Source organism: Streptomyces albiaxialis (assembly GCF_039530985.1).
GTDB classification, from domain to species: domain Bacteria; phylum Actinomycetota; class Actinomycetes; order Streptomycetales; family Streptomycetaceae; genus Streptomyces; species Streptomyces albiaxialis.
This window is the reverse complement of the sequence record NZ_BAAAPE010000007.1, coordinates 375,858-400,524: the sequence shown is the minus strand read 5'-3', so window position 1 is coordinate 400,524 and position 24,667 is coordinate 375,858. Positions and strand designations below refer to the sequence as shown.

The 24,667-nt window shown below is 71.5% G+C and carries 21 protein-coding genes and 1 pseudogene; 8 read left to right on the top strand and 14 right to left on the bottom strand.

Annotated elements, in window-relative coordinates; translation table 11 throughout:
- Nucleotides 1-4: 4 nt before the first annotated feature.
- Nucleotides 5-625, top strand: a pseudogene (locus tag ABD343_RS12750) (phosphatase PAP2 family protein); the annotation flags it as partial.
- A 105-nt stretch (nucleotides 626-730) separates the two neighbouring features.
- Here ABD343_RS12750 and ABD343_RS12745 read toward each other — a convergent pair.
- The 7 genes from ABD343_RS12745 to ABD343_RS12715 all read right to left on the bottom strand — a co-directional run bounded on the left by ABD343_RS12745 (nucleotide 731) and on the right by ABD343_RS12715 (nucleotide 8,725).
- The gene (locus ABD343_RS12745; RefSeq protein ID WP_344527325.1) at nucleotides 731-1,414 is read right to left on the bottom strand and encodes a response regulator; all 684 of its coding nucleotides are present in this window, start codon (nucleotides 1,412-1,414) and stop codon (nucleotides 731-733) included.
- Between the two features lie 331 nt (nucleotides 1,415-1,745).
- Complete coding sequence (locus ABD343_RS12740; RefSeq protein WP_344527323.1) at nucleotides 1,746-3,272, bottom strand: sensor histidine kinase; 1,527 nt, start codon at nucleotides 3,270-3,272, stop codon at nucleotides 1,746-1,748.
- A 169-nt stretch (nucleotides 3,273-3,441) separates the two neighbouring features.
- Nucleotides 3,442-4,542 (bottom strand): LacI family DNA-binding transcriptional regulator, encoded by a 1,101-nt coding sequence (locus tag ABD343_RS12735; protein WP_344527321.1) that lies wholly within the window; start codon nucleotides 4,540-4,542, stop codon nucleotides 3,442-3,444.
- Between the two features lie 247 nt (nucleotides 4,543-4,789).
- Entirely contained in the window at nucleotides 4,790-5,590 is an 801-nt protein-coding gene (locus ABD343_RS12730) for a succinate dehydrogenase/fumarate reductase iron-sulfur subunit (protein WP_344527319.1), read from the bottom strand.
- Nucleotides 5,587-7,506 carry a fumarate reductase/succinate dehydrogenase flavoprotein subunit gene (locus ABD343_RS12725; protein ID WP_344527317.1) on the bottom strand — a complete coding sequence of 640 codons (1,920 nt, stop codon included), beginning with the start codon at nucleotides 7,504-7,506 and terminating at the stop codon, nucleotides 5,587-5,589. Before ABD343_RS12725 ends, ABD343_RS12730 begins: the two co-directional genes overlap by 4 nt.
- Before the next feature lie 16 nt (nucleotides 7,507-7,522).
- Entirely contained in the window at nucleotides 7,523-8,359 is an 837-nt protein-coding gene (locus ABD343_RS12720; protein ID WP_344527315.1) for a hypothetical protein, read from the bottom strand.
- A 66-nt stretch (nucleotides 8,360-8,425) separates the two neighbouring features.
- The gene (locus tag ABD343_RS12715) at nucleotides 8,426-8,725 is read right to left on the bottom strand and encodes a hypothetical protein (protein ID WP_344527313.1); all 300 of its coding nucleotides are present in this window, start codon (nucleotides 8,723-8,725) and stop codon (nucleotides 8,426-8,428) included.
- Nucleotides 8,726-8,964: 239 nt separating this feature from the next.
- Here ABD343_RS12715 and ABD343_RS12710 point away from each other — a divergent pair, with 239 nt between their 5' ends.
- Nucleotides 8,965-9,792, top strand: a complete 828-nt coding sequence (locus tag ABD343_RS12710; RefSeq protein WP_344527311.1) for an SAM-dependent methyltransferase — start codon at nucleotides 8,965-8,967, stop codon at nucleotides 9,790-9,792.
- Between the two features lie 120 nt (nucleotides 9,793-9,912).
- Complete coding sequence (locus tag ABD343_RS12705; protein WP_344527309.1) at nucleotides 9,913-10,959, top strand: D-alanine--D-alanine ligase family protein; 1,047 nt, start codon at nucleotides 9,913-9,915, stop codon at nucleotides 10,957-10,959.
- Nucleotides 10,960-11,033: 74 nt separating this feature from the next.
- On the opposite strand, the gene ABD343_RS12700 is transcribed toward ABD343_RS12705, so the two are convergent.
- The 5 genes from ABD343_RS12700 to ABD343_RS12680 form a co-directional block, all read right to left on the bottom strand.
- On the bottom strand, nucleotides 11,034-11,651 hold the full coding sequence (locus ABD343_RS12700; protein ID WP_344527307.1) for a DUF1707 domain-containing protein: 618 nt from the start codon (nucleotides 11,649-11,651) through the stop codon (nucleotides 11,034-11,036).
- A gap of 23 nt (nucleotides 11,652-11,674) precedes the next feature.
- Nucleotides 11,675-12,337, bottom strand: coding sequence for an EF-hand domain-containing protein (locus ABD343_RS12695; RefSeq protein WP_344527305.1), 663 nt, complete (start codon nucleotides 12,335-12,337; stop codon nucleotides 11,675-11,677).
- Nucleotides 12,338-12,344: 7 nt separating this feature from the next.
- A complete protein-coding gene (locus tag ABD343_RS12690) occupies nucleotides 12,345-13,190 on the bottom strand; it encodes a bestrophin-like domain (protein WP_344527303.1) in 846 nt (281 codons plus the stop codon).
- Nucleotides 13,187-14,518, bottom strand: a complete 1,332-nt coding sequence (locus ABD343_RS12685; protein ID WP_344527301.1) for an urea ABC transporter substrate-binding protein — start codon at nucleotides 14,516-14,518, stop codon at nucleotides 13,187-13,189. Before ABD343_RS12685 ends, ABD343_RS12690 begins: the two co-directional genes overlap by 4 nt.
- A 279-nt stretch (nucleotides 14,519-14,797) precedes the next feature.
- The gene (locus tag ABD343_RS12680) at nucleotides 14,798-15,295 is read right to left on the bottom strand and encodes a tetratricopeptide repeat protein (protein ID WP_344527299.1); all 498 of its coding nucleotides are present in this window, start codon (nucleotides 15,293-15,295) and stop codon (nucleotides 14,798-14,800) included.
- 49 nt (nucleotides 15,296-15,344) lie between these two features.
- On the opposite strand from ABD343_RS12680, the gene ABD343_RS12675 reads away from it, so the two are divergent.
- Nucleotides 15,345-15,731 carry a nuclear transport factor 2 family protein gene (locus ABD343_RS12675; protein WP_344527297.1) on the top strand — a complete coding sequence of 129 codons (387 nt, stop codon included), beginning with the start codon at nucleotides 15,345-15,347 and terminating at the stop codon, nucleotides 15,729-15,731.
- A 27-nt stretch (nucleotides 15,732-15,758) separates the two neighbouring features.
- On the opposite strand, the gene ABD343_RS12670 is transcribed toward ABD343_RS12675, so the two are convergent.
- Complete coding sequence (locus ABD343_RS12670) at nucleotides 15,759-15,932, bottom strand: hypothetical protein (RefSeq protein ID WP_344527295.1); 174 nt, start codon at nucleotides 15,930-15,932, stop codon at nucleotides 15,759-15,761.
- A gap of 349 nt (nucleotides 15,933-16,281) precedes the next feature.
- Here ABD343_RS12670 and ABD343_RS12665 point away from each other — a divergent pair, with 349 nt between their 5' ends.
- Complete coding sequence (locus tag ABD343_RS12665; protein WP_344527293.1) at nucleotides 16,282-18,639, top strand: ABC transporter family substrate-binding protein; 2,358 nt, start codon at nucleotides 16,282-16,284, stop codon at nucleotides 18,637-18,639.
- Here ABD343_RS12665 and ABD343_RS12660 read toward each other — a convergent pair.
- Nucleotides 18,603-19,565: an SDR family NAD(P)-dependent oxidoreductase gene (locus ABD343_RS12660; protein ID WP_344527291.1), complete on the bottom strand. Its 963-nt coding sequence runs from the start codon at nucleotides 19,563-19,565 to the stop codon at nucleotides 18,603-18,605. The genes ABD343_RS12665 and ABD343_RS12660 overlap by 37 nt on opposite strands.
- Nucleotides 19,566-19,654: 89 nt before the next feature.
- On the opposite strand from ABD343_RS12660, the gene ABD343_RS12655 reads away from it, so the two are divergent.
- From ABD343_RS12655 to ABD343_RS12645, 3 genes are all read left to right on the top strand, one after another.
- Nucleotides 19,655-20,236, top strand: a complete 582-nt coding sequence (locus tag ABD343_RS12655) for a TetR family transcriptional regulator (protein ID WP_344527289.1) — start codon at nucleotides 19,655-19,657, stop codon at nucleotides 20,234-20,236.
- A gap of 541 nt (nucleotides 20,237-20,777) precedes the next feature.
- Nucleotides 20,778-22,649, top strand: coding sequence for a translational GTPase TypA (gene typA, locus ABD343_RS12650; protein ID WP_344527287.1), 1,872 nt, complete (start codon nucleotides 20,778-20,780; stop codon nucleotides 22,647-22,649).
- A gap of 369 nt (nucleotides 22,650-23,018) precedes the next feature.
- Nucleotides 23,019-24,641 (top strand): peptide ABC transporter substrate-binding protein, encoded by a 1,623-nt coding sequence (locus ABD343_RS12645; protein WP_344527285.1) that lies wholly within the window; start codon nucleotides 23,019-23,021, stop codon nucleotides 24,639-24,641.
- Nucleotides 24,642-24,667 lie beyond the last annotated feature (26 nt).

Genomic DNA, 24,667 nt, shown 5'->3' with positions numbered 1-24,667 from the left:
CGTCATGCGACGAGAAACACGACAGGCAACCCCCGCCGGAGGTGGACCGCCCGCCACCCTCCCGGCGGTCGCCGCGACGGCCCTCGCCACGGTCCTGGTGGCCCTCGCGGCCCTGGCCCTCTGGCTGCTGGCCCCCGGCGGACCCGGCGACCCGGGCCCCGCGCGGGTCACGGACGGCACCTCCGTCTCCCTCTACCGCGCCCTCACCGAAGCCGTGGCGGACGGCCCCTCCTGGCTCGGCGGCTTCCTCGAACTCGCCACCGAGGGAACCCTGGTGCTCCTCGGCGCCCTCCTCCTGTGGACCTGGTGGACCTCCTTCCGTGCGGGCGACGCGCACCGCGTCGCCGCGACCGTGCTCACCGGCGTCGGCACCGTCGCCGCCTACGCCGTCAGCGAGGCGCTGAAGCTCGTCGTCGACGAGGAACGCCCCTGCCGCGCCGTGCGCGGCGCCGACCCCGTCGCCGAGTGCCCCGAACCCGGCGACTGGTCCTTCCCCAGCAACCACGCCACCCTCGCCGCCGGACTGGCCGTCGGCCTCGCCGTCCTGCGCCCCCGCCTCGCCGCCGTCACGCTCCCGCTCGCCGGTGCCGCCGCGCTGCTGCGGGTCCTGGTGGGCGTGCACTACCCGCACGACGTCCTGGCCGGTGCCCTGCTGGGCGCCGCCCTCGCCGCCGTCACGGTCCTCGCCGGAACCCCGCTCGCCGCACGCGGGGTGGCCCGGCTGCTACCGCTACTGCCGGGGGCCGGCGGGCCCCGGCGAGACGACGCCCGCCTCGTGCGCCACGACGGCCGCCGCCGCCCGGTTGTCGACCCCCAACCGCGCCAGGACCGAGCTGACATGGGCCTTCACGGTGCCCTCCACCACACGCAGCCGCCGGGCGATCTGCCCGTTGGAGAACCCGGCGCCCAGGTAGGACAGCACCTCCCGCTCGCGGACGGTGAGCGCCTCGACCCGCTCGCGCGCCGAGGTACGGCGCCCGGCCACGGTCCCGGCCCCGGAGGCGGCGAGATGGGCCACGACCCGGGCGGCCACCTTCGGTGACAGATACGCGGCACCGTCGGCCACGGCGCGCACCCCCGTCACCAGCTCCTCGGGCTCGCCCGACTTGATCAGGAAGCCCGAGGCGCCGCGCCCGAGCGCCTGGAGGATGTAGTCGTCCTCACCGAACGTCGTGAGCATCACCGCCTTCGTCCCCGGCACGGCGTCCCGTATCCGCGCCGCCGCCTCGATCCCGTTGACCTCCGGCATCCGGATGTCGAGCACGGCCACGTCGGGGCGGTGGCGCCGGACCAGCTCGACGGCCTCCCGGCCGTCCCCGGCCTCCGCGACGATCTCCAGGTCGTCCGCGGTGCCGAGGATCGCGCGCACACCCGCACGGACCATCGGCTCGTCGTCGGCGATCAGCACCCTCACCCGCCGCGCCCCCACCCCGGCCCCGTCCACCAACCGAACCACCGGTCCGTCCGACGTCGCACCAGCCGTTGCGCCCGCCGTTCCGTCCGACGCCGCATCCGCCGCTCCGTCGACCGGCTCGGTCCCCGCACTATCCGCCGCCGGGCCCGCCGTTCCGTCCACCGCCCCGTCCGCCGGTCGCCCCAACGCCCCCTCCGGCGTTCCGAACATCAGCTCGTCCACCGTTCCGTCCATCGAGTCCGCCCCGCTCCTCCCGCTCGCTCCGCCCACTCCGCTCATTCCGATCCGCTCATCCGGTGCCGCTCATCCGGTGCCGCTCATCCCGTGCCGCTCATCTCCCCGCCAGAGCCCGGGCGGAGACCAGGGTGTCCCCCTCGAAGCACAGGCGGTAGACATCGCCGGAGCGGTCGGCGAAGCGGTCGGCCGTCATCGCGTAGAACTCGCACTCGTCTCCGCGTCCCGCCCTCGGGTTCTCCGCCGGGCGCTCGGGCGTCTGCCTGTCGGGCAGATACGGCGCGACCTCCGATCTGTCCTGCCCGACCCGCAGATGGGCGAAGTCGTCCGGCTCCAGCACCGCGCGCTCGGCCAGCACCGTGTCCCACAGCGTGAGCCCGCCGCCCGCGAGGGCCGTCGCCGCCAGCGGCACCGTCAGCGAGGCCAGCAGTGTCCGCCGCAACCGCCGCCGCGCGTACGACTGCTCGCTCCGTGCCTCCCCTCTGTCCCCTCCAACCGTTCCGTCCCCGCCGAAGCCTTCCGCTCCCGTGGCCCCGACGGGCACCGCTTCCTCGACGGGCGCCGTCTCCCCGACGGCCCGGGTCCACGGGTCCGGGGGAACGTGGGGCAGTCGGGCGCGTATCGCGAAGCCCTCGTCCTCCTCCGGGCCACTGGCGAACGTGCCGCCCGCCAGCCGCACGCGCTCGTCCAGCCCGACCAGCCCGTGTCCTCCGGGGGCGGCGGCGAGGGCCGGGGTGCGGGTGGCGCCCTCCCGGGGGCCCGGCCCGTTCGCCACCGTCACCGTCGTCTCCGTCTCCCCACGTACGACCGTCACCGTCGCCCGGGCGCCGGGCGCGTGCTTGGCGACGTTGGTCAGGCCCTCCTGCACGACGCGGTGCACCGCGCGCCGCACGGCCGCCGGTATCTCCTCCTGGTCCCCCTCGATCTGTGCCGTGACATCGAGCCCCGAGGCCGAGGCCTCGGAGACCAGCCGCGTGACGCTCTCCTCCGAAGGGCCCGTCGGCGGCACGTCCGCGCCCTCCCTCAGCACCCCGATCACCTCGCCCAGGCGCTCGACGGCTGTGCCCGCCCGGGCCCGTATGTCATCGGCCGCCCTGCGCTGGCCCTCGGCGAGGCCGGGGGAGAGCTTGAGGGCTCCCGCCGAGAGGGCTATCAGGCTCAAGTCGTGTCCCAGCACGTCGTGCATGTCCTGCGCTATGCGCGAGCGCTCGCGCAGCCGGGCCTGCTCGGCGACCAGCCGGCGCTCCCGCTCAAGCTGTTCGGCACGCTCCCAGCCCGCTCTCGTCAACTCGCGGTACAGCCGCCAGACCCGCCCCGCGAACCATGGCAGGACCCCGGCCGCGACGAAGACCGCGACGAATCTCGTCCCCGGCACCAGCCAGCCGGGCACCAGGGCGACCGCCGCCATGTCCAGCGCCAGCGCGCCCACCAGCACGAGCGCCGCCGCGCGCCCCGTGCCCCGGCCGCCCCGCCCTTCCGTGGGCCATCGCCCCGCCAGGAAGGCGCAGACCGCCGTCAGACACGCCGTCAGCACGGCCCACCTGGGCCCGGCGGCCCCGGCGAGCAGCGACGCCGCCACCGCCCCCACCAAGAGCCCGTAACCACCGATCACAGTGCTGTTCACCCCAGAAACGCTACGGACGCCAACTGGCCACTCGACACTGCCGAAAGTCCAATTCCCCCGGCCACCCGGCCAGACCTGAGAAGGAGACGCCCCTGGTCCCTCTGGGGGACTTGGGGGACTGGGGGTGGGGGGACGGGGGGACTGGGAGGGGACCGGGGAACACGGCCCCTCAGCCGCACCCGCAGCTCTGCCGGTAGGCCAGCGTCACCGGCAGGACCACCGACTGCGGCTCCTCGTGGCCCGGCTCCGTGGCGTCGATGCGCCGGAGCAGCAGCTCGACCGCGCGTTCGCCCATGTCCCGCATGGGCTGGCGGACCGTGGTGAGCGTGGGGCGCACGAGTCGGCTGAGGGGGATGCCGTCGAAGCCGGTCACGGCCACGTCCTGCGGGACCCGCACCCCGCTCCGTTCGAGGGTGTGCAGCGCGCCCACGGCCATCTGGTCGTTCGCGAACACCATCGCCTCGGGCCTCTCGTGAGTACCCGCCCCCGCAACCGTCCCCGTCCGCGCCAGCAGTTCCTCCGCGGCCTGCGCGCCCTCGGCCTGGGTCATCATCACCGTACGGACGTCCGGCTCGGCCGGGACCGGCAGGCCGGCGGCGCGGCACGCCTCGGCGTAGCCGTGGAAGCGGGCCTCGGCGTCGGGGGAGTTCGGGGGGCCGCTGACGAAGGCCAGTCGCCGCAGACCGTGGTCCTCGATCAGATGGCGGGTCAGCTCGCGCTGCCCGTCCGCGTTGGCGACCTCGACGTGGTCGAGGTGGTCGATCCCGCGGGGCCCGGCGAGCATCACGACGGGCAGCCGCCGCGATATGACCTCAAGATCGTCGGTCGGCACGGTCCCCGCCATGACGGCGAAGCCGTCGACGCGGCCCGCGACCTTCGCGACCAGGCTCTCCGGGCCGCCCTTGAGCGAGGCGGCGATCAGCAGCGCGTACCCGTGGCGGCGCGAGGCGCGCTCCATGCCGCGGATGATCTGGTCGGAGTAGAGCATGAACGCGTGGTCGTCGTCGGCGTCGGCCGCGAGCGCCTCGGTCTCCGCGTCCGGGTCGGAGTAGTCGGGGAAGCAGAGGCCCAGGACGCCGGTGGCCCGGCTGGCGAGCCCGCGCGCGCTGCCGCTCGGCACGTATCCGAGGGCGCGGGCGGCCTCCAGCACCTTGTCGCGGGTGGTGGCGCGCACCGAGTCGGGGTTGCGGTAGACCCGGGAGACGGTGGCGATGGAGACCCCCGCCCGTTCGGCGACGTCGTAGACCGTCGGAGTGCTGGGAGTGCCCATCCTGTTCCGTTCGCCTCGTCCCTCTACGTCCTTCGCCGTCGAATGTAAGCGCATTCACTCTACGGGTGGGAACGTTCCCAGGCAAAGTGATCCACGGCACGCCCGGCACCCGGAAGGGGTATCCCCTCCGGGGTACCGGGCGTATGACGGTTCAGGTCCCGCGAAGGTTCCGAGGTGCGACGGAACCGGGTCGGGGCGCGGAGGAACCGTGGCGGGGCCCGAAGAATCCAGGGCGGCTAGGGCAGGGTCACGACCTGCGGCGGATCTTGTTCCCGAGCCACACCAGCGGGTCGTACTTGCGGTCGGCCGCGCGCTCCTTGAGGGGGATCAGGGCGTTGTCCGTGATCTTGATGCCCTCGGGGCAGACCTCGGTGCAGCACTTGGTGATGTTGCAGTAGCCGAGCCCGTGCTCGTCCTGCGCCGTGGTCTTGCGGTCGAGCCCGTCCTCGGCCGCGCCGTCGAGCGGGTGCATGTCCAGCTCGGCGACGCGCATGAGGAAGCGCGGGCCCGCGAACGCGGTCTTGTTCTCCTCGTGGTCCCGCACCACATGGCAGGTGTCCTGGCACAGGAAGCACTCGATGCACTTGCGGAACTCCTGCGAGCGCCCCACGTCCTCCTGCTGCATCCGGTACTCGCCCGGCCCGAGCCCCTGCGGCGGGACGAACGCGGGGACCTCGCGGGCCTTCTCGTAGTTGAAGCCCACGTCCGTGACCAGGTCGCGGACCACGGGGAACGCCCGCAGCGGAGTGACCGTGATGACGTCCGTACGCGCGAAGACCGACATCCGCGTCATGCAGAGCAGCCTCGGGCGGCCGTTGATCTCGGCGCTGCACGAGCCGCACTTGCCCGCCTTGCAGTTCCAGCGCACGGCCAGATCGGGGGCCTGGGTCGCCTGGAGGCGGTGGATGATGTCGAGGACGACCTCGCCCTCGTTCACCTCGACCGTGAAGTCCTCCAGGCCGCCGCCTTCCTGGTCGCCGCGCCAGACGCGGAAGTGCGCGTCGTAGCTCGTGGTGTCCGGGGTGCTCGTGTCCTCAGCCGTGGTCACTCTGCCGTCAGCTCCTCGTCGGTCAGGTACTTGATCAGCTCCTCTTTCTCGAAGAGTTCGAGCAGATCCGTGCGGATCGCGGGCATCTCGCGGCGGCGCAGACTGATGCGTCCGCCGCTCTCGGGGCCGGGCTCCGCGAGGGTGCAGACGAGGTTCGCCCGGCGCCACTCGCGGTCCATCTCCGGGTAGTCGTCGCGGGTGTGGCCGCCGCGCGACTCCGTACGGTTGAGCGCGGCCCGGGCCACGCACTCGCTGACCAGCAGCATGTTGCGCAGGTCGAGCGAGAGGTGCCAGCCCGGGTTGAACTGGCGGTGCCCCTCGACCCCGGCCCGCCGCGCGCGCCCGCGCAGCTCGGCGAGCTTCTCCAGGGCCCGCGCCATCTCGTCCTCGCGCCGGATGATCCCGACGAGGTCGTTCATGGACTGCTGCAGCTCCTGGTGCAGGGTGTACGGGTTCTCCGCGGGCCCGTCGTCCCCGGCGTCCTCGGAGGCGCTGAACGGACGCAGGGCCTCCGCCGACGCCTCCTCGATCTGCTCGTCGCTGACGGCGGGACGTGCGTCCGCCCGCTCCTTCGCGTACTCCGCCGCGTACAGCCCCGCGCGGCGGCCGAAGACCAGCAGGTCGGAGAGCGAGTTGCCGCCGAGCCGGTTGGAGCCGTGCATGCCGCCCGCGACCTCGCCCGCGGCGAAGAGCCCGGGGACGCCGACGGCCGCCGCCGTGTCCGAGTCGACGTCCACGCCGCCCATCACGTAGTGGCAGGTGGGGCCGACCTCCATGGGCTCGGCCGTGATGTCCACGTCGGCCAGCTCGCGGAACTGGTGGTGCATGGAGGGCAGCCGCCGCTTGATCACTTCGGCGGGCATACGGGTGGAGACGTCGAGGTAGACGCCGCCGTGCGGGGTGCCGCGACCGGCCTTGACCTCGGCGTTGATGGCGCGGGCGACCTCGTCGCGGGGGAGCAGCTCGGGCGGGCGCCGGTTGTTGTCCGGGTCCTCGTACCAGCCGTCGGCCTCCTGCTCGGACTCGGCGTACTTCTCCTTGAAGACGTCCGGCACGTAGTCGAACATGAAGCGCTTGCCCTCGGAGTTGCGCAGCACCCCGCCGTCGCCGCGGACGGACTCGGTGACGAGGATGCCCTTGACCGACGGCGGCCAGACCATGCCGGTCGGGTGGAACTGCACGAACTCCATGTTGATCAGCGAGGCCCCGGCGAGCAGCGCCAGCGCGTGCCCGTCGCCGGTGTACTCCCACGAGTTCGATGTGACCTTGAAGGACTTGCCGATGCCGCCGGTCGCGAGGACGACGGAGGGGGACTCCAGCACGAAGAAGCGGCCGGACTCGCGCTCGTAGCAGAACGCGCCCGAGACCTGGTCGCCGTCCTTGAGGATGCGGGTGACCGTGCACTCCTGGAAGACCTTGATGCGGGCCTCGTAGTCGCCGTGCTCCTTGAAGTCCTCCTGCTGCAGGGCGACGACCTTCTGCTGCAAGGTCCTGATCAGTTCAAGACCGGTCCTGTCGCCGACGTGAGCGAGGCGGGGGTACTCGTGTCCGCCGAAGTTACGCTGCGAGATCCGGCCGTCCTTCGTACGGTCGAACAGCGCGCCCCACGTCTCCAGCTCCCACACCCGGTCCGGGGCCTCGCGGGCGTGCAGCTCGGCCATGCGCCACTGGTTGAGGAACTTGCCGCCGCGCATGGTGTCGCGGAAGTGGACCTGCCAGTTGTCGCCCTCGTTGACATTGCCCATGCTGGCGGCGATGCCGCCCTCGGCCATCACCGTATGGGCCTTGCCGAAGAGGGACTTGCAGATCACGGCCGTACGGAGGCCCTGCTCGCGGGCCTCGATCGCGGCGCGCAGACCCGCGCCGCCCGCGCCGATGATGACGACGTCCCACTGATGGCGTTCGACTTGCGTCATGTCGCTTGCATCCCTCTCAGAAGAACCGCGGATCGTCGAAGGCGCCGGACGCCAGCAGGTACACGTAGAAGTCCGCGAGCGCCACGCTGATCAACGAGGCCCAGGCGAGCAGCATGTGCCGCTCGTTGAGCCTTCCGACCCAGCCCCACATGCGGTAGCGCACGGGGTGCTTGGAGAAGTGCTTCAGCCGGCCGCCGACGATGTGGCGGCAGGAGTGGCAGGAGAGGGTGTACGCCCAGATCAGGACGATGTTGACCAGGAAGACCAGCGTGCCCAGGCCCATGTGGCCCCACGCGTAGTGCTCGTCGCGGAAGGCGAGAACGGTGTCGAACGTCAGGACGCCCGCGACCAGCAGCGCCGCGTAGAAGAAGTACCGGTGGATGTTCTGGAGGATGAGCGGGAAGCGGGTCTCGCCCGTGTACTTCTTGTGCGGCTCGGCGACGGCGCAGGCCGGGGGCGAGGCCCAGAATCCGCGGTAGTACGCCTTGCGGTAGTAGTAGCAGGTGAGGCGGAAGCCCAGCGGGAAGATGAGGATGATCAGCGCGGGGGACAGGCCCCACCAGTCGCCCAGGAGGCCCCAGTTGGGACCGCCCTTCATCGTCTCGCAGTTGTCCGCGAGACAGGGCGAGTAGAACGGTGAGACATAGGGCGCGGCGTAATAGTCCGCGTTCGCGAACGCGCGCCAGGTCGAGTAGACGACGAAGGCGAGAAGCCCGAACGCGGTGGCGGCGGGCGCCAGCCACCAGCGGTCCTTGCGCAGATGCGGCTCTGCGATGGCGGCGCGCGTCCCCTCGCGCACGCCGCCGCGGGTTTCGTCCCTCAGCTTGGGTTGTGGTTCGGTGCCAGTGGCCAACGGTTTCTCCGGAGAAGGCGACTTCGGTCGAGGAGTCCGGGCCCCGTGGACGGGGCCCCCTCGCCGCTACGGCGCATGCCGGTCCTGTGCCCCCAGCCCCTCGTCGTCGACATCGGTCCACAGCCCGCTGTCGTACGGCGCGTCCGGGATCGTCACCATCTCCTGGTGCTGCTCGGGCACGGCCTTCGGGGTGGCGTCCCTGAGGAGGGACAGCGACTCGCGCAGGTGCTCGGTGTCGCTGCGCACCCGGCGGATCTCCAGCCCGCTGCCGACCCGCTCCTCCAGTCTGCTCACGCTGCGCGCGAGATCGTCCAGGCAGCGCTGAGCGACCGTCAGTTCCTCGTGCAGAGACGTAACTTGAGACACGACGTGCCCACCTCCATGGGTGGTGGCGGCTGGCTAGGTCCATGCGCGTGGCGAGTGTTACGCGTCACACTCCCACTTGTGAAGAGCCCCGCACGCCTTTCCGCCCATACGGGCTGCCGGAAGGCGCCCAGTTGCCGCGGGGTGCCGGGTGATCGTCTCGTATGACGTGTCAAACTTCGGTTGACCGAGCTTGAGTTGGGAAGCGAGTGAATGCCGTGAGACGTGAGGCGGAGGATGCCGTGGAGGCTCGACGGGGGATCAAGGAGACGGGCTTCGCGGTCGACCAGATCGACACGACCACACCGCACCCGGCCCGGATGTACGACTACTACCTCGGGGGCAAGGACAACTACGAGGTCGACAGGGAAGCGGCCCAGCAGGTCCTCGACCTGGCGCCCGAGGTCGGCGTCAGCGCGCGCGGCAACCGCGCCCTGCTGCACCGCGCGACGCGTGCCGTCGTCCGCGCGGGCATCCGGCAGATCATCGACATCGGCACCGGCATCCCGACCTCGCCGAACACCCACGAGGTCGCCCGCGAGATCGACCCGGACGTCCGGGTCGCGTATGTCGACAACGACCCCATCGTCGCGCGGTACGCGGACGCCAAGCTGACCAACACCGGCAACGCGGGCTTCGTCCTCGCCGACCTGCGCGACCCCGAGGGCATCCTCGCCCACCCGGTGCTGCGCGAGGTCATCGACTTCGACGAGCCCGTCGCGCTGATGCTCATGGCCGTTATGCACTTCGTCGAGGACTCCGAGGACCCGGGCCGCATCGTCTCCACGCTCACCGACGCACTGCCCGGCGGCAGCTATCTCGCGCTCACCCACATCACCGCCGACTTCCGCTCGCAGGGCGCGCTCGGCGAGTCGATGAAGGTCTACGACAACGCCACGGCCAAGCTCGTGCTGCGCCCGTACGACGCGATCATGCCGTTCTTCGACGGCTTCGAGCTCCTGGAGCCCGGCCTGGTGCAGATGCCGCTCTGGCGCCCGGACGAGGCGCCGCCCGAGGGCCGCGAGCTGGCGCAGTACGTGGGCTACGGCGGGGTCGGCATCAAGCGCTGACGTACGGACCCTGCTGGGCTTCCTGAACGGCTTCGTGCTCGGCTTCCCGCTCGGCTCCCTGCTTGGCTTTCCCAAGTCGGTGCTTGGAAAAGCCAAGCGCGCTCACTATGCTGCCCTCGCATGAACGGAATGCGCGTGGTGGTCCTGTGCGGCGGCGAGAGCGCCGAACGTGATGTCTCGCTGGCCTCCGGCCGGGCGGTGGCCGGAGCCCTGTTGGAGCGCGGGCACGAGGTGGTGCTCGTCGACCCGGCCGCCGAGCCGCCGGTCCTCGCCGGGCCGCTGCGTCCGGGCGACGTGGTGGACGGCACCCAGGTCGGCAAGGAGCCCCCGTCGCTCGCGGGGCGCGCCCGGGCGCGCGAGCGGGTGCACGCGGCGCTGACCGGCGGCCCGGTCCTGGAACTGCTGCGCGGCGCCGACCTGGTCTTCCTGGCGCTGCACGGCGGCTGGGGCGAGGACGGCCATGTGCAGGCTCTGCTGGAGACGGCCGGGGTGCGGTTCACCGGCGCGGACGGCGCGGCCTGCGCGGCGGCCTGGCACAAGGGACGCGCCCAGGCGGTCCTCGGCGCCGCCGGTCTCCCGGTCCCCGAGCGCGTCCTGTGGCGGCCCGGCGCGGAGGAGACGCCGCCGGACGTACGGCGGCTCGTGGAGGCGGGCCCCGTGGTGGCCAAGCCGGTCGCCGACGGGTCCAGCGTGGCGGTCCACCGGGTCGACTCGCTGCCGCTGCTGGAACGGGTGGCCGCCGAGGCGCACGCGAGCGGCGGGGAACTGATGGTCGAACCGTTCCTGCCGGGGCGCGAGTTCACCGTGGCCGTGCTGGGCGACGAGGCGCTCCCGGTCGTCGAGATCGAGCTGACGACGCCGCTGTTCGACTACACGGCCAAGTACCAGCCGGGCGCGGTGAACGAGGTGTGCCCGGCGCGCGTCCCGGACGAGTTCGCCGCCCGCCTGCGGGAATTCGCGCTGCGCGCCCACCGCGCGCTGGGGTTCGGCGCCGGGACCTACTCACGCACCGACTTCCGCTGCGACGCCTCGGGCGAGCCGATGTGCCTGGAGGTCAACGCGCTCCCGGGGCTGACCTCGGGGAGCCTGCTGCCGTGCGCGGCGGCCGGTGCCGGATGGACGTACCCGGAGCTGATCCAGCGCCTGGTGGACCTCGCGACGCGCTGACGTCCGGGCGTCACTGGTCTACGAGCACGTCAGGGCCCGCGCATCCGGCCGGCGGGCGGGGCCCGGTGGAGGGCCTAGCCGAGTGCCGGGTTGGTGCGGAGTTTGCGGCGTTCCCAGCGGTTGGGGTGGCGGATGGACACGCCGCCCATGCCGCCGGATCCGGTGAGCCGGATCAGCGGGGTGCCCGGGAGCCGGTCGGGGGTCGTCCTGTCCGTCAGGCCGCCCGTGCCGGGGTCCATGCCGCCGGTGTCCGCGGCCCAGGAGTCGGGGATCACGATCGTGACCCCGCCCATCTCCCCGTACGCCTCCACCGCGATCTCCGCGAGGCGGCACTCGGCCCGGCTGAAGTCGAGCTTGACGCTGCCCATGCCGCCGCGGGCGATCACCCGGCCGGGCACCTCCCAGCGCCCGGGGCCCCGGGACGCGCCGTGCATGCCGCCCTTGAGCACCAGGGGCGGCATGTCCGCGGCGGAGGGCGGCTGCGGCAGGTCGGCGGTCAGGGCGGCCAGTTCGCCGTGGGTCTTGGCCTTCAGAGCCCGCTCCAGGCGCTCGTCCAGCTCGTCGAGGTCGAGGCGGCCCTCGGCCGCCGCGTCGCGCAGCCGCTCCACCACGGCTTCCCGGTCGTCGTGGGAGGCGCGGAGCCGGCCCGCGGGGGTGGAGTGCGAGGCGGGATCCGGGGGCTGGGACGTCATGGCCTCAGGATAGGCAGCCGCGCCTAATACCGGGCCCGGTGGTGGCGCGGGGTCGGCGGGGGAGCGCCGAGCAGCCAGTTGCCCTGGGCCGCGGGATCGGTGCTGCTGAAGAACTCGACGAACGCCTCATGGATCTCGTTGTGTTCCAGCGTGCCGCTCGCGTCGCGGTCCAGCGTGCGGTACGCCGTCCGCAGATCGCGCTCGGAGACGAGACGGAACGCGGCGGCGAGCAGCACCCGGTACTCCCGCTCGGAGACCTGGTTGTCGCCGTCCTCGTCGGCGACGTCGACCATCGCGCAGCACAGCGAGTTCACGGCCGACAGCAGCGAACGGCGCTCCTCCGCGAGGGCGTGCGCCATGTGCGTCACGAAGGCCTCACGGGTGAGCGGAACACCCTCCTCCGCGCCCGCGCGGCGCTCGTGGCGCCGCCACAGCTTGCGGAAGCAGGCGTGCAGCCGCCGCTGTTCGCGGCTGCCGGGGCGGTGGCTGAAGGCGCGTGCCGCGCGCAGCGCCGCCAGTTCGTAGTCGTGGAACGTCATCCGGCCGTCCCCATCCGCGTCCAGGCAGTCGAACCAGCGGTTCATCTTCCACCGCAGCAGCGCGTCCACCCGTGCCGGGGGCAGGTCGCCCCGGGCGTGCGGCGGACGGTGACGGCGGCCGAAGGGCCAGACGGACGGGGGAGACACGGGCGGCTCACCTTTCGCGTGATCTCAGATGGATCAGGACGGTCTCGAAGGCATCGGGCGTGATCGCGGAGTTGCCGCTGAACGGCTGCTCGAAGGAGGTGACGAGGAAGACGGAGAGCGCCACGACGGCGGCCAGCACGGAGACGATGACCCGCTGCACCCAGTCCCGCCGCACGCCGAAGAAGAAGACCATCACGACGGCCAGCACCCCGCCGCAGTAGAACATCAGCCAGACGACCGAGGGCACGTCGCGCACGCTCGCGCGCAGCCGCACCCGGCGGCTGTCGTCGAGCTGGTTGAGGCGCTCGATGGAGGGCGCGTACAGCGCGTTCTCGCGGTCCCTGGGGCCCATGCTCGTGTAAATGGTCCACAGCTCGGCGAGCGCGGCCTGCGCCTGCGGGTCGGAGCCGCGCCGGGTCATGGTGTGCCATTCGTCGTTGACGACGATGCTCGCGTAGGTGAGGGAAGCTTCCTGCACCTGCCGGTGCACGGGCCCGGAGAAGCCCTTGGACATGCGCTCCAGGTCGGCGAGCGCGTTGGCCTCCTGCGCGACGGTCGCGTCGGCGCGGGTGTAGCCGTCGTAGACGACCACCACCGAGAAGTGCACGAGCGTCGCGTAGAGCGAGCCGACGATCGCGAAGACCGCGGCCTGCACGGCGCTGTTCTGCTCGGCGACGACATGGCGCACGCCGTGCCTGGCCAGCGGCAGGCCCGCGTTGACCAGCACGACCGCCGCGGCGACCAGCAGCACGCCGGCCACCACGGCGGGGAGGTCCGCGGTCCGGATCACGACCAGTGCCGCGCCCGAACCGAGGAAGAGGATCCAGTGGATCCACAGACGGTGGTGTTTCACGGTGATCCGGGCCGGGATTCCTGGGAGAGTTCGGGGCCGCCGGGCGGGCGCTCCCAGCGCTCGCCCCAGCCGTGGTAGAGGTGGCTGACCAGGCGGTCCCAGTCCTGCTTGCTGCGGTACGGGCTGTACGGCGCGGGGCGGATCACGGCCTCCGAGGACCAGACCTGCTCGATCCTCCCGTCGAGCCCGATACGGCCCAGGCGGGCCCGCTTCCACAGGTGGCGGTTCTCCCGGTCGGCGTAGACCGTGCCGCCCGGCGCGCGGAACGAGGCGCCGCGCACCGAGCGCAGCACCTCCTGTGGTTCGACGCTCCCGGCCGCGCGGACGGCGCGCGCCCACAGATGGACCTGTGCGTACGCGGCGGCGACGGTGTCCGAGACGTGCGCGGCGCCGTAGCGCTTCTTGAACTTCGCCACGAAGCGGGTGTTGGCCGCGTCGGGCAGCTCCTCGAAATAGTTCGCCGCGACATAGTCGCCCGCGACGTAGGCCCCCGCCTTGCTGCGGGTGTCCTGGGAACGCAGCTCCCATTCGTCGGCCACCAGATTCAGCGCCGGAATACGCACGGAGCCGCCGTCGGCTCCCTTCTTGCGAAGCCGTGTGAAAAACGGTGCGTTTGTGTCTCCAGCGAGTGCTGAGACGATGAGGTCGGGTTTGAGTTCGCGGATTCTCCGCACCGTGTCGGACACCTTCTTGGAGTCGGGAGGGAGATAGTCCTCGCCGACCACCTTGCCGCCCGCAGCGGTGAGTTGGGAATGCACGAGTGCCAGGGACACCCGGGGATAGATATAATCGGAGCCGACGAGAAAGAAGCGGCGGTCCCCGTTGTCCAGGAACCACTGCACGGCCGGGGTGATGTACTGGTTGGGGGTCGCGCCCGTGTAGACGACGCGGCGCGAGGTCTCGCCGCCCTCGTAGACCGCGGGGTAGAAGAGCAGGCCGCCGTGGCGCTCGAAGACGGGGATCATGCTGCGCCGCGCGGCCGAGGCGTACCCCCCGAAGACCGTGCGGACACCCTCCCTGGTCAGCAGCTTCTCGGCGGCGCGCGCGAACCGCCGGCCCTCCGACTGCCCGTCGGCCAGCACCGGCACGACCTCCCGGCCCAGCAGCCCGCCGTGCTCGTTGATCTCCTCGACGGCCATGACCGTCGCGTCGTTCAGCGGCTTCTCGGAGTCGGCGAGGCGGCCGGTGTGGGAATAGAGAATGCCGACCTTCAGGGGCGGCAGCGCATGCGGGTCGGCGGGCGTCACGGCCGAGACCAGCAGCACGTATCCGAGCACGGCGGCCGTCATCAGCGCGATCATGCCGCGCTCACGAGGCGTCTGTTTCATGAGATGCGGCGCGAATTCCCGTGCGCCCGTGGCCGGTTAGCGGATCCGGGCGTCTCTATGGCTTGCGAGAATACGAGGACGAGTGTCATCATGCCCCTCCTTTGACCCCCGGCAGGCCCCGAATGCGACCTGCTGCGAGCATCTACGAGAAGGCTGCCCAGAGTCCACGGATTTCCCCCTTCAGGCTCGAATGAGTGAAATACGCGCCAGGTGCTCCGAGTTCACCGGTTCGGCCGCTTCCCAATTCACGCGGAACGTGATTCCGGGAATTGGTACCGCTCAGGTGCGCGGCGGGGGTTCCACCAGGAGGCGCGCGTAGTTCGCCATCGAGCGCTGGTAGCGGGGGAGGTGCCGGGCCAGGGCGCCGACCGCGAGGGAGACGGCCTCGCGCTCGCGGCCCACGTCGGTCAGCGCCAGCGCGAGCACCGCCCGTACGGCGTCGTCCAGGTGGTCGGAGCCCGCGTCCAGTTCGGCGGTCAGCAGGGCGATGCTCTCGTCCTGATGGCCGAGGTTCCTGAGCGAACTGGCCAGTTGGATCACCGCGCGGCGGCGGCGCTCGCCGGGCAGGGTGCCCTCCAGCGCCTCACGGTAGAGCGGAATGGCGCGGTCCGGATGGCCGGTCGAGTCGAAGGCGCAGGCCCGCTCGAAGGCCGCGACGGGACTGCCGGGCGGCAGTTCGGCCGCGAGCCCGTCGATCAGCGCCCGGAACTCCTCCTCGCCGTACGCGTCGATCGACTCCCACGCCTGGGCGGAACGCCGCTCCCAGTCCCCGTTCATGTGCTTCTCCTCGCCGGTCGTTGTCAGTGCTGGCTGGAAGACTACGGGCATGGAACCGACAGGCGTGATCGAGGAGTTGTGGAAGCGCGTGGAGGCCCGCGACTGGGCGGGCGTGGGCGAGCTGCTGGCCGAGGACGCGGTCGTGGAGTGGCCGGTGACGGGGGAGCGGATCGTCGGCCGGGCGAACTACGTCGCGGTGAACAGCGAGTATCCCGAGGGCTGGTCGATACGGGTGCTGCGAGTGGTCGCCGGAGCCCCCGGCAGCGACCAGGTCGTCTCCGAGGTCGAGGTTCCCCACGCCGAGCTGGGCGTCTTCCGCGCCGCGTCCTTCTGGACGGTCCGCGAGGGCCGCGTCACCGCCGCGCGGGAGTACTGGACGGATGTCGGCGCCGAGCAGCCGCCCGCCTGGCGGCTGCCGTACACGGAGGTGCTGTAGGGAGCCGGTGAGGGCCGGGGCAGGGGATCAGGCCCCGGCGGGCGGCGCCGGAGTGCGCAGGGCGGGGAGGGGGTCGGGCAGCGGCAGCGGGTCGCCGAGCGTGACCTCGACCTTGGTCTTGTAGTACGTCTTGCCCGGCTCGTCGTGGGGCACCGGATCGGAGAAGGCGAAGGCCTCGCCTCCGCCGCGGTGGATGAGCACGTGGACGGGTCCTCCTCGCTCGGTTTCCCCGGCTGCGCCGGGGCCGGACATCCCGGGAGATCCTTCGGGGCGCCCCGGGGCGCCCCGGGGCGTGGGGCGGCTTCGTGCGAGGTTCACCCGTTCGAGTCGGCGCCGTGTGAGCACGCTCGCCGAGCGCACCCCGAGGGCGCGTCCGGAGAGACGCCGGCGGGGCGCGTGCTCCGCACGGGTGGCGCGGGGTGGGGTCCGCGCCGTGTCTGCGCCATGCGCGGGGCGGGCTCGCATTCAGTGGGGCCAAAGATGTGATGAGCCGCCAAAGCCGCCGATCGTGGACGTGAGCGGGGAGCGGCCAGCCCCGGAGGTTTCAGCCATGCGAGCCGTCCCCGAAAGAACAGCCCCCGACCCCGCCACCGGCTCCCTCGCCGGTTCCTTCGCCGGTTCCGCCGCGCTCCGGCGCCGTACCGTCGCCCTGCTCACCGCGGGCGTCCTGCTGCCCCTGCCCCTCGCCGGGTGCAGCTCCGCCGAGGGGGACACGGGCGGCGGGGGGAGCGGGGCGAGCGGCGAGGCCGTTCGGGACGTGCCGTCGGCGGCGCGCGGCGAGGTGGCGTCCGGCGGCACGCTGCGCTGGGCCGTCGACAGGGCGCCCTCGACGCTGAACGCCTTCCAGCCCGACGCCGACGAGGCCACCGACCGCGTCGCCGGCGCCACCCTGCCCGCCCTCTTCTCGCTGGACGAGAAGGCGAAGCCCGAGCCGAACCCCGACTATCTGCGCGAGGCCGAGGTCACGAAGACCGAGCCCCGCCAGACCGTCGTCTACAAGCTGAACCCCAAGGCCCGCTGGAGCGACGGCCGTGCCATCGGCGTGGCCGACTTCAGGGCCCAGTGGCGGGCGCTGCGCGGCAAGAACAGCGCGTACTGGACGGCGCGCAACGCCGGGTACGACCGCATCGGCAAGGTCACCAGGGGCGAGGGGGCACACGAGGTGAAGGTCGTCTTCGCCCGCCCGTACGCCGACTGGAAGTCGCTGTTCACCCCGCTCTACCCGCGCGAGGTGATGGGCGACCCGAAGAAGTTCAACGACGGCGCCCGTACGTCGCTGCCCGCTTCGGCCGGGCCCTTCCGTCCCGCGAGGGCGGGGAAGGAGAGGGAAGGGGAGAGGAGGAAGGCCGCGCGCACCACGGTGCTGGAGCGGAACCCGCACTGGTGGGGCGAGCGCGCCAAGCTGGACCGGATCGAGCTGAAGGCCGTGCCGCGCGGGAAGCGCGGAGCCGCGCTGCGGACCGGCACCGTCGATCTCGCGGACATCGACGGCAAGGCCGCCCGCCGCATCGCCGAGGCCAACAAGTCGGACCTCGGCGACCACGCCAAGGGCACCAGCGGCAAGGGCACCAGCGACAAGGGGCGGAGCAAGGAGCGGGCCCGGCAGCGGACACCGGCCGAGAAGCGCGACGACCGCGCGCTGCGGACGTACGCCCTGCGCAAGGCCCTCGATCCCGCGTACACCCAGCTCTCCCTGAACGGTGCGAGCGGCCCGCTCGCCGACGAACGCGTCCGCCGTGCCGTCGCCCGCGCCCTCGACCGTGAGGCGCTGGCGAAGCAGGCGCTCGGCGCGTCCGGTCTCCCGTCCGAGCCGCTCGGCAGCCATCTGCGGATGACGAACCAGGACGGATACGAGGACAACAGCGAGGCCGTCGGCGGGCGGGACCTGGAGTCCGCGCAGTCGCTGCTCGCCGACGCCGGATGGAAGGGCGGCGGCCGGATCTCCCGCGGCGGCCACGACAATCCCGCCGCGGCCGGTGCCGACAAGGCGGGCCACGCGGGCGGGCGGGACGGGAAGGAGAAGAGGGAGGGGGCGCCCGGCGGTCCCGCCGAGCCGGGCGCCGAGGCCCCGGCGGCCGGTGCCGCCGCGCCCGCCCCGCACCGGCTGGAGGCCGAGGCGGCCGCCGTGCCGATCAGCGCGGAGGTCGCCCGCCGGGTGACCGGCAGGCCCCTCAGCCTCATGCCCTCCGCCACCGCGCAGCGCGCCGCGGTCCTCGAACAGGCCGCGCGCGCGGATATGACCCAGGCGCGCGCGGAGGGCTCGCACGCCGGTATGAAGCGTGCCCGTGCCGCGCTCGCCCGGGCCCGGGCCATCGGCGCCAGGGCCCACGAGCTGAACCTGCTGTCGGTCGGTTCGGCCACGGCCGTACGCACGAAGGACGGCAAGCCCCTCGCGCTGCGATTCGTCCTCCCGGCCGGGCCCGGCTCGGAGCAGATCCGGGCGACGGGCGAGCGGATCGCCGACATGCTCAACGGGGTCGGGATCCGCACCCAGATCAAGGAGGTGCCCGACGCGAGCTACTTCAAGGACCACATCGCCGCGGGCGAGTACGACCTCGCGCTCTACTCCTGGCCCGCCACGGCCTACCCGGCCACGGACGCCCGGCCGATCTTCGCCAAGCCGCAGCCCGCGGCCGACGGTTCGCTGCTCGTCGAGCAGAACTACTCCCGCGTCGGCACCGACCAGATCGACCAGCTCTTCGAGCAGGCGGCGGGCGAGCTGGACGACGGGCGGCGCAAGGACCTGATGAAGAAGGCGGATGCCCGCATCTGGGCCGCCGCCGGTTCGCTGCCCCTCTACCAGCGGCCCCAGCTCGTCGCGGCCAAGGACCGCGTCGTGAACGCCGGGGCCTTCGGCTTCCAGACCCCCCGCTACCAGGACATCGGCTTCCGCCGCTCGGGCTCCTGAGCCGCCGGGGCTCCTGACGGGACGGGGCCGTCGAGCGGCGCGAGCCGCTCGCACATCTCCCATATCGCCGCACGGACGACAGGGTCGCCGGTGCCCGCGGGCCAGCGGGACCGGCGGCCCTTCATATCGACATAGACGCCGCCGTCCCCGGCGTACGGCCCGGTCACCGCGCGCGCCACGTTCCGCGCGGGCCCGCTCGTGTCGCCCCACAGCACCGGCATCAGCGCGCGCACCAGCGGCACGAGCGGGCGCACGAGCCGGGGGTAGGTACGGACCGGCAGCGAGCGGTTCATCGGGGTGTCGGCGTGGCCCGGATAGACGACCGTGACCGCGACGCCCCCGCCCTCCTCCGCGCAGTGCTCGGCGAGCGTACGGCTCATGGCCGTCAGGGCGAGTTTCGAGCGGTTGTACTGGGTGTCGGTGAGCCAGCCCGAGAAGCGCTTCTCGGCCTGGAGATTGCCGGGATCGAGCGTGCCGCGCGGGATTCCCCCTGTGACGTTGACGACACGGGAGGGCTCCCCGCTCTCCCGCGCGCCGTGCCGCAGCGGGCCGAGGAGCAGCCGGGTCAGCAGATACGGCGCCAGTACGTTCCCGGCGAACGCCGACTCGACGCCGTCCTCGGTCAGCAGGCGGCGGGGCGGATTGACGCCCGCGTTGTTCACCAGGGCGTGCAGCGTGCCGTGGCGCTCGGTCACGGTGCGGGCCAGGGAGCGGAGCGCGGCGGCGCTGGTCACGTCGGCGGTGAGGGCCTCCACGTACGGGTTGCCGGTGGCGGCGCGCAGCTCCTCGGCGGCCTCGTCCGCGCGGGCCGGGTCCCGGCCGGTGAGGACGACGCGCGTGCCGCGCGCCGCGAGGATCCGTGCCGTCTCCTTGCCGATGCCGCCGGTGCTGCCGGTCACCAGGACCGTCCTGTCGCCGTCGCGCATGCCGTCACGCTCCTTGCCGTTATAGGGGATCCGAATATGTCACCTGGTGACAGATTAGGCAACGGGTGATGGGAAGTAGACTGCGCGCCATGAGCCTCCGTGAGCGCACCCGTGCCGCCGTCCGTGCCGAACTGGCCGCGCTCGCGCTGGAGATGTTCGCCGAGCGCGGCTTCGAGGAGACGACCGTCGACGAGGTGGCCCGCGCCGCGGGGATGTCCAAGCGCAGCCTGTTCCGCTACTTCCCGACGAAGGAGGACATGGTCCTGGGCTCCGCCGAGGCCATGGGCGAGGCTGTCGCGGCGGAGCTGCGGGCCCGGCCGGAGGGCGAGGCACCGTGGGAGAGCCTGCGCGTGGTGCTGTGCGGGTGGGAGGAGCGGATCTCCTCCTCCGCCGAGCGGCTCGCGCGGCTGCGGCTGGTCGAGGAGTCGCCGGCGTTGCACGCGCGCTGGGTTCAGCGCCGGGAGGAAGCGCGGCGGGAGATCGCCGCGGTGCTGCGGGAGCGGGCCGGTGCGGGTGCCGGTGCCGGGCTGGACGCCTTCTCCGCTGACCTGCTCACCTCTGCCGCCGGGGCGGCGCTCGAATCCGCGACCCGGGAGTGGCTCCGCTCGAACGGCCAAAAGAGCCGCCCGGAACTCCTGACAGAGGCCTTCACAAGGCTGAACCCCACATAAGAGGCCAGCCCCTTCCAGGGGCACGGGGGCTGCGTTTGTTCTGCGTCTCAAGACGTCGGGGTTTGCCCGTTAAGGGGCGCGGGGCTGTTTCGATGTGCGGCTCCGCCGCGTGGGCGCGCCCGGTCACAACACGTCGGGGCTTGCCCCTTCAGGGGCGCGGGGAACTGCGCGCCCGGCCACGGCGCAGCCGCAGCCTGCAATGCACAGCCCGGGGCAGCCCGTACCCAGCCCTCATGTCCGCGCGCCCGGCGCAGAGGGCTGCGCTTGCCGGCCCTGCCCCCCAAGCTCTTCGAGCAGGGGGTATCCCCAATGGCAGACCTCCCAAGCACAGCGAGCGGAAGGGGGGCGGGCCTCCCGAGCGCGGAGGGAGGGGTGCGCCCCGGGGTGCGGGACCGGAAGGGGGGCGGGCGCCTCAGGGGCCCGGAATGCCCGCGGAGGCTTGGTCCCGAGCGGGCCCGTACCATGGTTGACGAGGCCGCGGCGAGAATCAGCCCGGCGAGGGGGCGTACCCCCACCCCATCAACCCGGGAGAAGCGCCGCAGTGCCCACGCGCAACGACATCCGTAACGTCGCCATCGTCGCCCACGTCGACCACGGCAAGACGACTCTGGTCGACGCCATGCTCAAGCAGGCGGGAGCCTTCGCAGCCCACCAGCTCGAGTCGGTCGACGACCGGGTGATGGACTCGAACGACCTGGAGCGCGAGAAGGGCATCACCATTCTCGCGAAGAACACGGCCGTCAAGTACCACCCCAAGGACGGCGGCGAGCCCGTCACGATCAACATCATCGACACCCCCGGCCACGCCGACTTCGGCGGCGAGGTCGAGCGGGGCCTGTCGATGGTCGACGCGGTCGTGCTGCTGGTGGACTCCTCCGAGGGCCCGCTGCCGCAGACCCGCTTCGTGCTGCGCAAGGCGCTGGAGGCCCGGCTGCCCGTCATCCTGTGCATCAACAAGACGGACCGCCCCGACGCCCGTATCTCCGAGGTCGTGGACGAGACGTACGACCTGTTCCTGGACCTGGACGCGGACGAGGACCAGATCGAGTTCCCGATCGTCTACGCCTGCGCGCGTGACGGCATCGCCTCGCTGACCCAGCCCGCCGACGGCGCGGTGCCGGGCGACAGCGAGAACCTGGAGCCGTTCTTCACCACGCTGCTGGAGACGGTCCCCGCGCCGGTCTACGAGGAGGGCGCGCCGCTCCAGGCGCACGTCACCAACCTCGACGCGGACAACTTCCTCGGCCGTATCGCGCTGCTGCGCGTCGAGGCCGGCGAGCTGAAGAAGGGCCAGAGCGTGGCCTGGATGAAGCGCGACGGCTCCGTGCAGAACGTGCGCATCACCGAGCTGATGATGACGGACGCGCTGACCCGCAAGCCCGCCGAGAAGGCCGGGCCCGGCGACATCTGCGCCGTGGCCGGTATCCCGGAGATCATGATCGGCGAGACGCTCGCCGACCCGGAGAACCCGGTCGCGCTTCCGCTGATCACCGTGGACGAGCCCGCGATCTCGATGACGATCGGGACGAACACCTCGCCGCTGGTCGGCAAGGGCGGCAAGGGCCACAAGGTCACGGCCCGGCTGGTCAAGGACCGGCTCGACCGGGAGCTGATCGGCAACGTGTCCCTCCGCGTGCTGCCGACCGAGCGGCCGGACGCGTGGGAGGTGCAGGGGCGCGGCGAGCTGGCCCTGGCCATCCTCGTCGAGACGATGCGCCGCGAGGGCTTCGAGCTGACCGTCGGCAAGCCGGAGGTCGTCACGCGGGAGATCGACGGCAAGCTGCACGAGCCGATCGAGCGGATGACGATCGACGCCCCGGAGGAGCACCTGGGCGCCATCACGCAGCTCATGGCCAGCCGCAAGGGCCGTATGGAGACCATGACGAACCACGGCTCCGGCTGGGTCCGCATGGAGTGGATCGTGCCGTCGCGGGGCCTGATCGGTTTCCGTACGGAGTTCCTGACCGAGACGCGCGGCACCGGCATCGCGCACTCGATCTTCGAGGGGCACGAGCCGTGGTTCGGCGAGCTGCGCACGCGCCACAGCGGCTCGCTGGTCGCGGACCGCGCGGGCAAGGCGACGCCGTTCGCGATGATGAATCTCCAGGAGCGCGGCACGATCTTCATCGAGCCGGGCACCGAGGTGTACGAGGGCATGCTGGTCGGCGAGAACTCCCGCGCCGACGACATGGATGTCAACATCACCAAGGAAAAGAAGATGACCAACATGCGCGCGGCCTCCGCCGACACGACGGAGAACCTGGTGCCGCCGCGCAAGCTCTCGCTGGAGCAGTCGCTGGAGTTCTGCCGCGAGGACGAGTGCATCGAGGTGACCCCGGAGACGGTCCGTATCCGCAAGGTGAACCTCGACATGAAGGAGCGCGCCCGCGCCGCCGCGCGCGCCAAGCGGTGACGCTCCGCTAGCTTCTCGGTCTTCTCCGGGCTTCCTCAGGGGCCGTACCCACTCCGGGTGCGGCCCCTGTTGCGTGCGCGGAGTGTCCGCATACCGGACGGAGTTCAAATTTATCTCCGCTTAATGTCCGGGTTGAGGGTAGTTTGTTCACCGTTTATCGGACGCTTCACCAAAACGTGATCCGGAATCCCTGGTTCAACCTGGGTGTATTGGCCAATAGTGGGCGCATAAAGCTCGGGTTAATGGGTCACGCACCGTAGACGGCGCCGACTCCGCGAGCACGGGGGCGAGTTGCGATGCCGACGAGGTCGTCGGTCCTGTCGCACCGCCCCCTCTCCCTTGGTGAACGACTCCTGAGGAGGAGGCTCCATGCGTGGTGCGAAGACGATGACGCCGGTCAAGCTGTCGGCGTTGGCGGCAGCGGTGGCCGTGGCCGCCACGGCGTGCGGCGGCGGGTCCGGCAGCGGCGGGTCCTCCGCCTCGGGCAAGCCCGAGGGCTATGTCTCGATCAACGTCAACGAGCCGCAGAAGCCGCTCATCCCGGCCAGCACCAACGAGACCCAGGGTGCCTACGCGATCGAGTCGCTCTTCACCGGCCCGGTGAAGTACGACGCCGACGGCAAGCTCAAGAACGCCAACGCGGAGTCCGTCACCACCAAGGACTCCAAGACCTGGACGATCAAGCTCAAGAAGGGCTGGAAGTTCCACAACGGCGAGGACGTCACGGCCGACTCCTACGTCGACGCCTGGAACTGGAACGCCAACCTCGCCAACAACCAGCAGAACAGCTTCTGGTTCGAGGACATCAAGGGCTACGACGACGTCCACCCGGAGAAGGGCAAGGCCAAGAAGGACAAGATGTCCGGCCTCAAGGTCGTCGACGACCACACCTTCACCGTCGAGCTGACCCACCCGGTCTCCTACTTCAAGCAGAAGCTCGGCTACTACACCTGGGCCCCGCTGCCCAAGGCCTTCTTCAAGGACCCGAAGGGCTTCGGCCAGAAGCCGGTCGGCAACGGCCCGTACACCTTCCAGAAGTGGACGCACAAGAAGCTCATCCAGGTCAAGGCGTGGAAGGGCTACAAGGGCGACAACAAGGCCAAGAACAAGGGCATCCAGTTCAAGGCGTACTCCGGCTACGAGGCGTCCTACCAGGACGTGCTCTCCGGCAACCTGGACATCAGCCCCCAGGTCGCGCCCAAGGACCTGCCCAAGCGCAAGGCCGACTTCGGCAACCGCGCCATCGACAAGCCCTTCGCGGCGACGCAGTCCATCACGCCGGCCTTCTACTCCAAGACCTTCAAGGACGTGGACCCGAAGGTCCTCCAGGGCCTGTCCATGGCGATCGACCGCAAGACGATCACCAAGACCGTGCTCCAGGGCACCCGCGTCCCGGCCACCGGCTTCATGCCCGACCTCGTCCAGGGCTACCAGAAGCTGGACACCGACATCTTCACCTACAACCCCAAGAAGGCGAAGAAGCTCATCAAGGAGGGCGGCGGGGTCCCGGGCAACAAGCTCTGGATCCAGTTCAACGCCGACGGCGGCCACAAGGAGTGGGTGACCGCCGTGTGCGAGTCCATCCGCAAGGCCACCGGCATCGAGTGCGTCGGCGACTCCAAGCCGGACTTCCAGACCGACCTGGACGACCGTGACGCCGACAAGGTCAAGTCCTTCTACCGCGGCGGCTGGGTGGCCGACTACCCGCTGAACGTCAACTTCCTCAAGGAGCTGTACGGCACCAAGGCCCAGACGAACTACGGCAAGTTCTCCGACCCGGAGGTCGACGCCATGTTCAAGAAGGGCGACAACGCCAGCAGCCTGAAGGAGACGGTCAAGGACTACCAGGCCGCCGAGCGCCGGATCGTCGAGAAGATGCCGGCGATCCCGCTGTGGGACTACGCCGCCAACGTCGTGCACACCGACGGTGTCGACAACGTCAAGGTCAACTACCGCGGCGACGTCGTCATGACGGACGTCACCGTCAAGTAAGTCCGCGCGCACCCGTACGTCCCCGT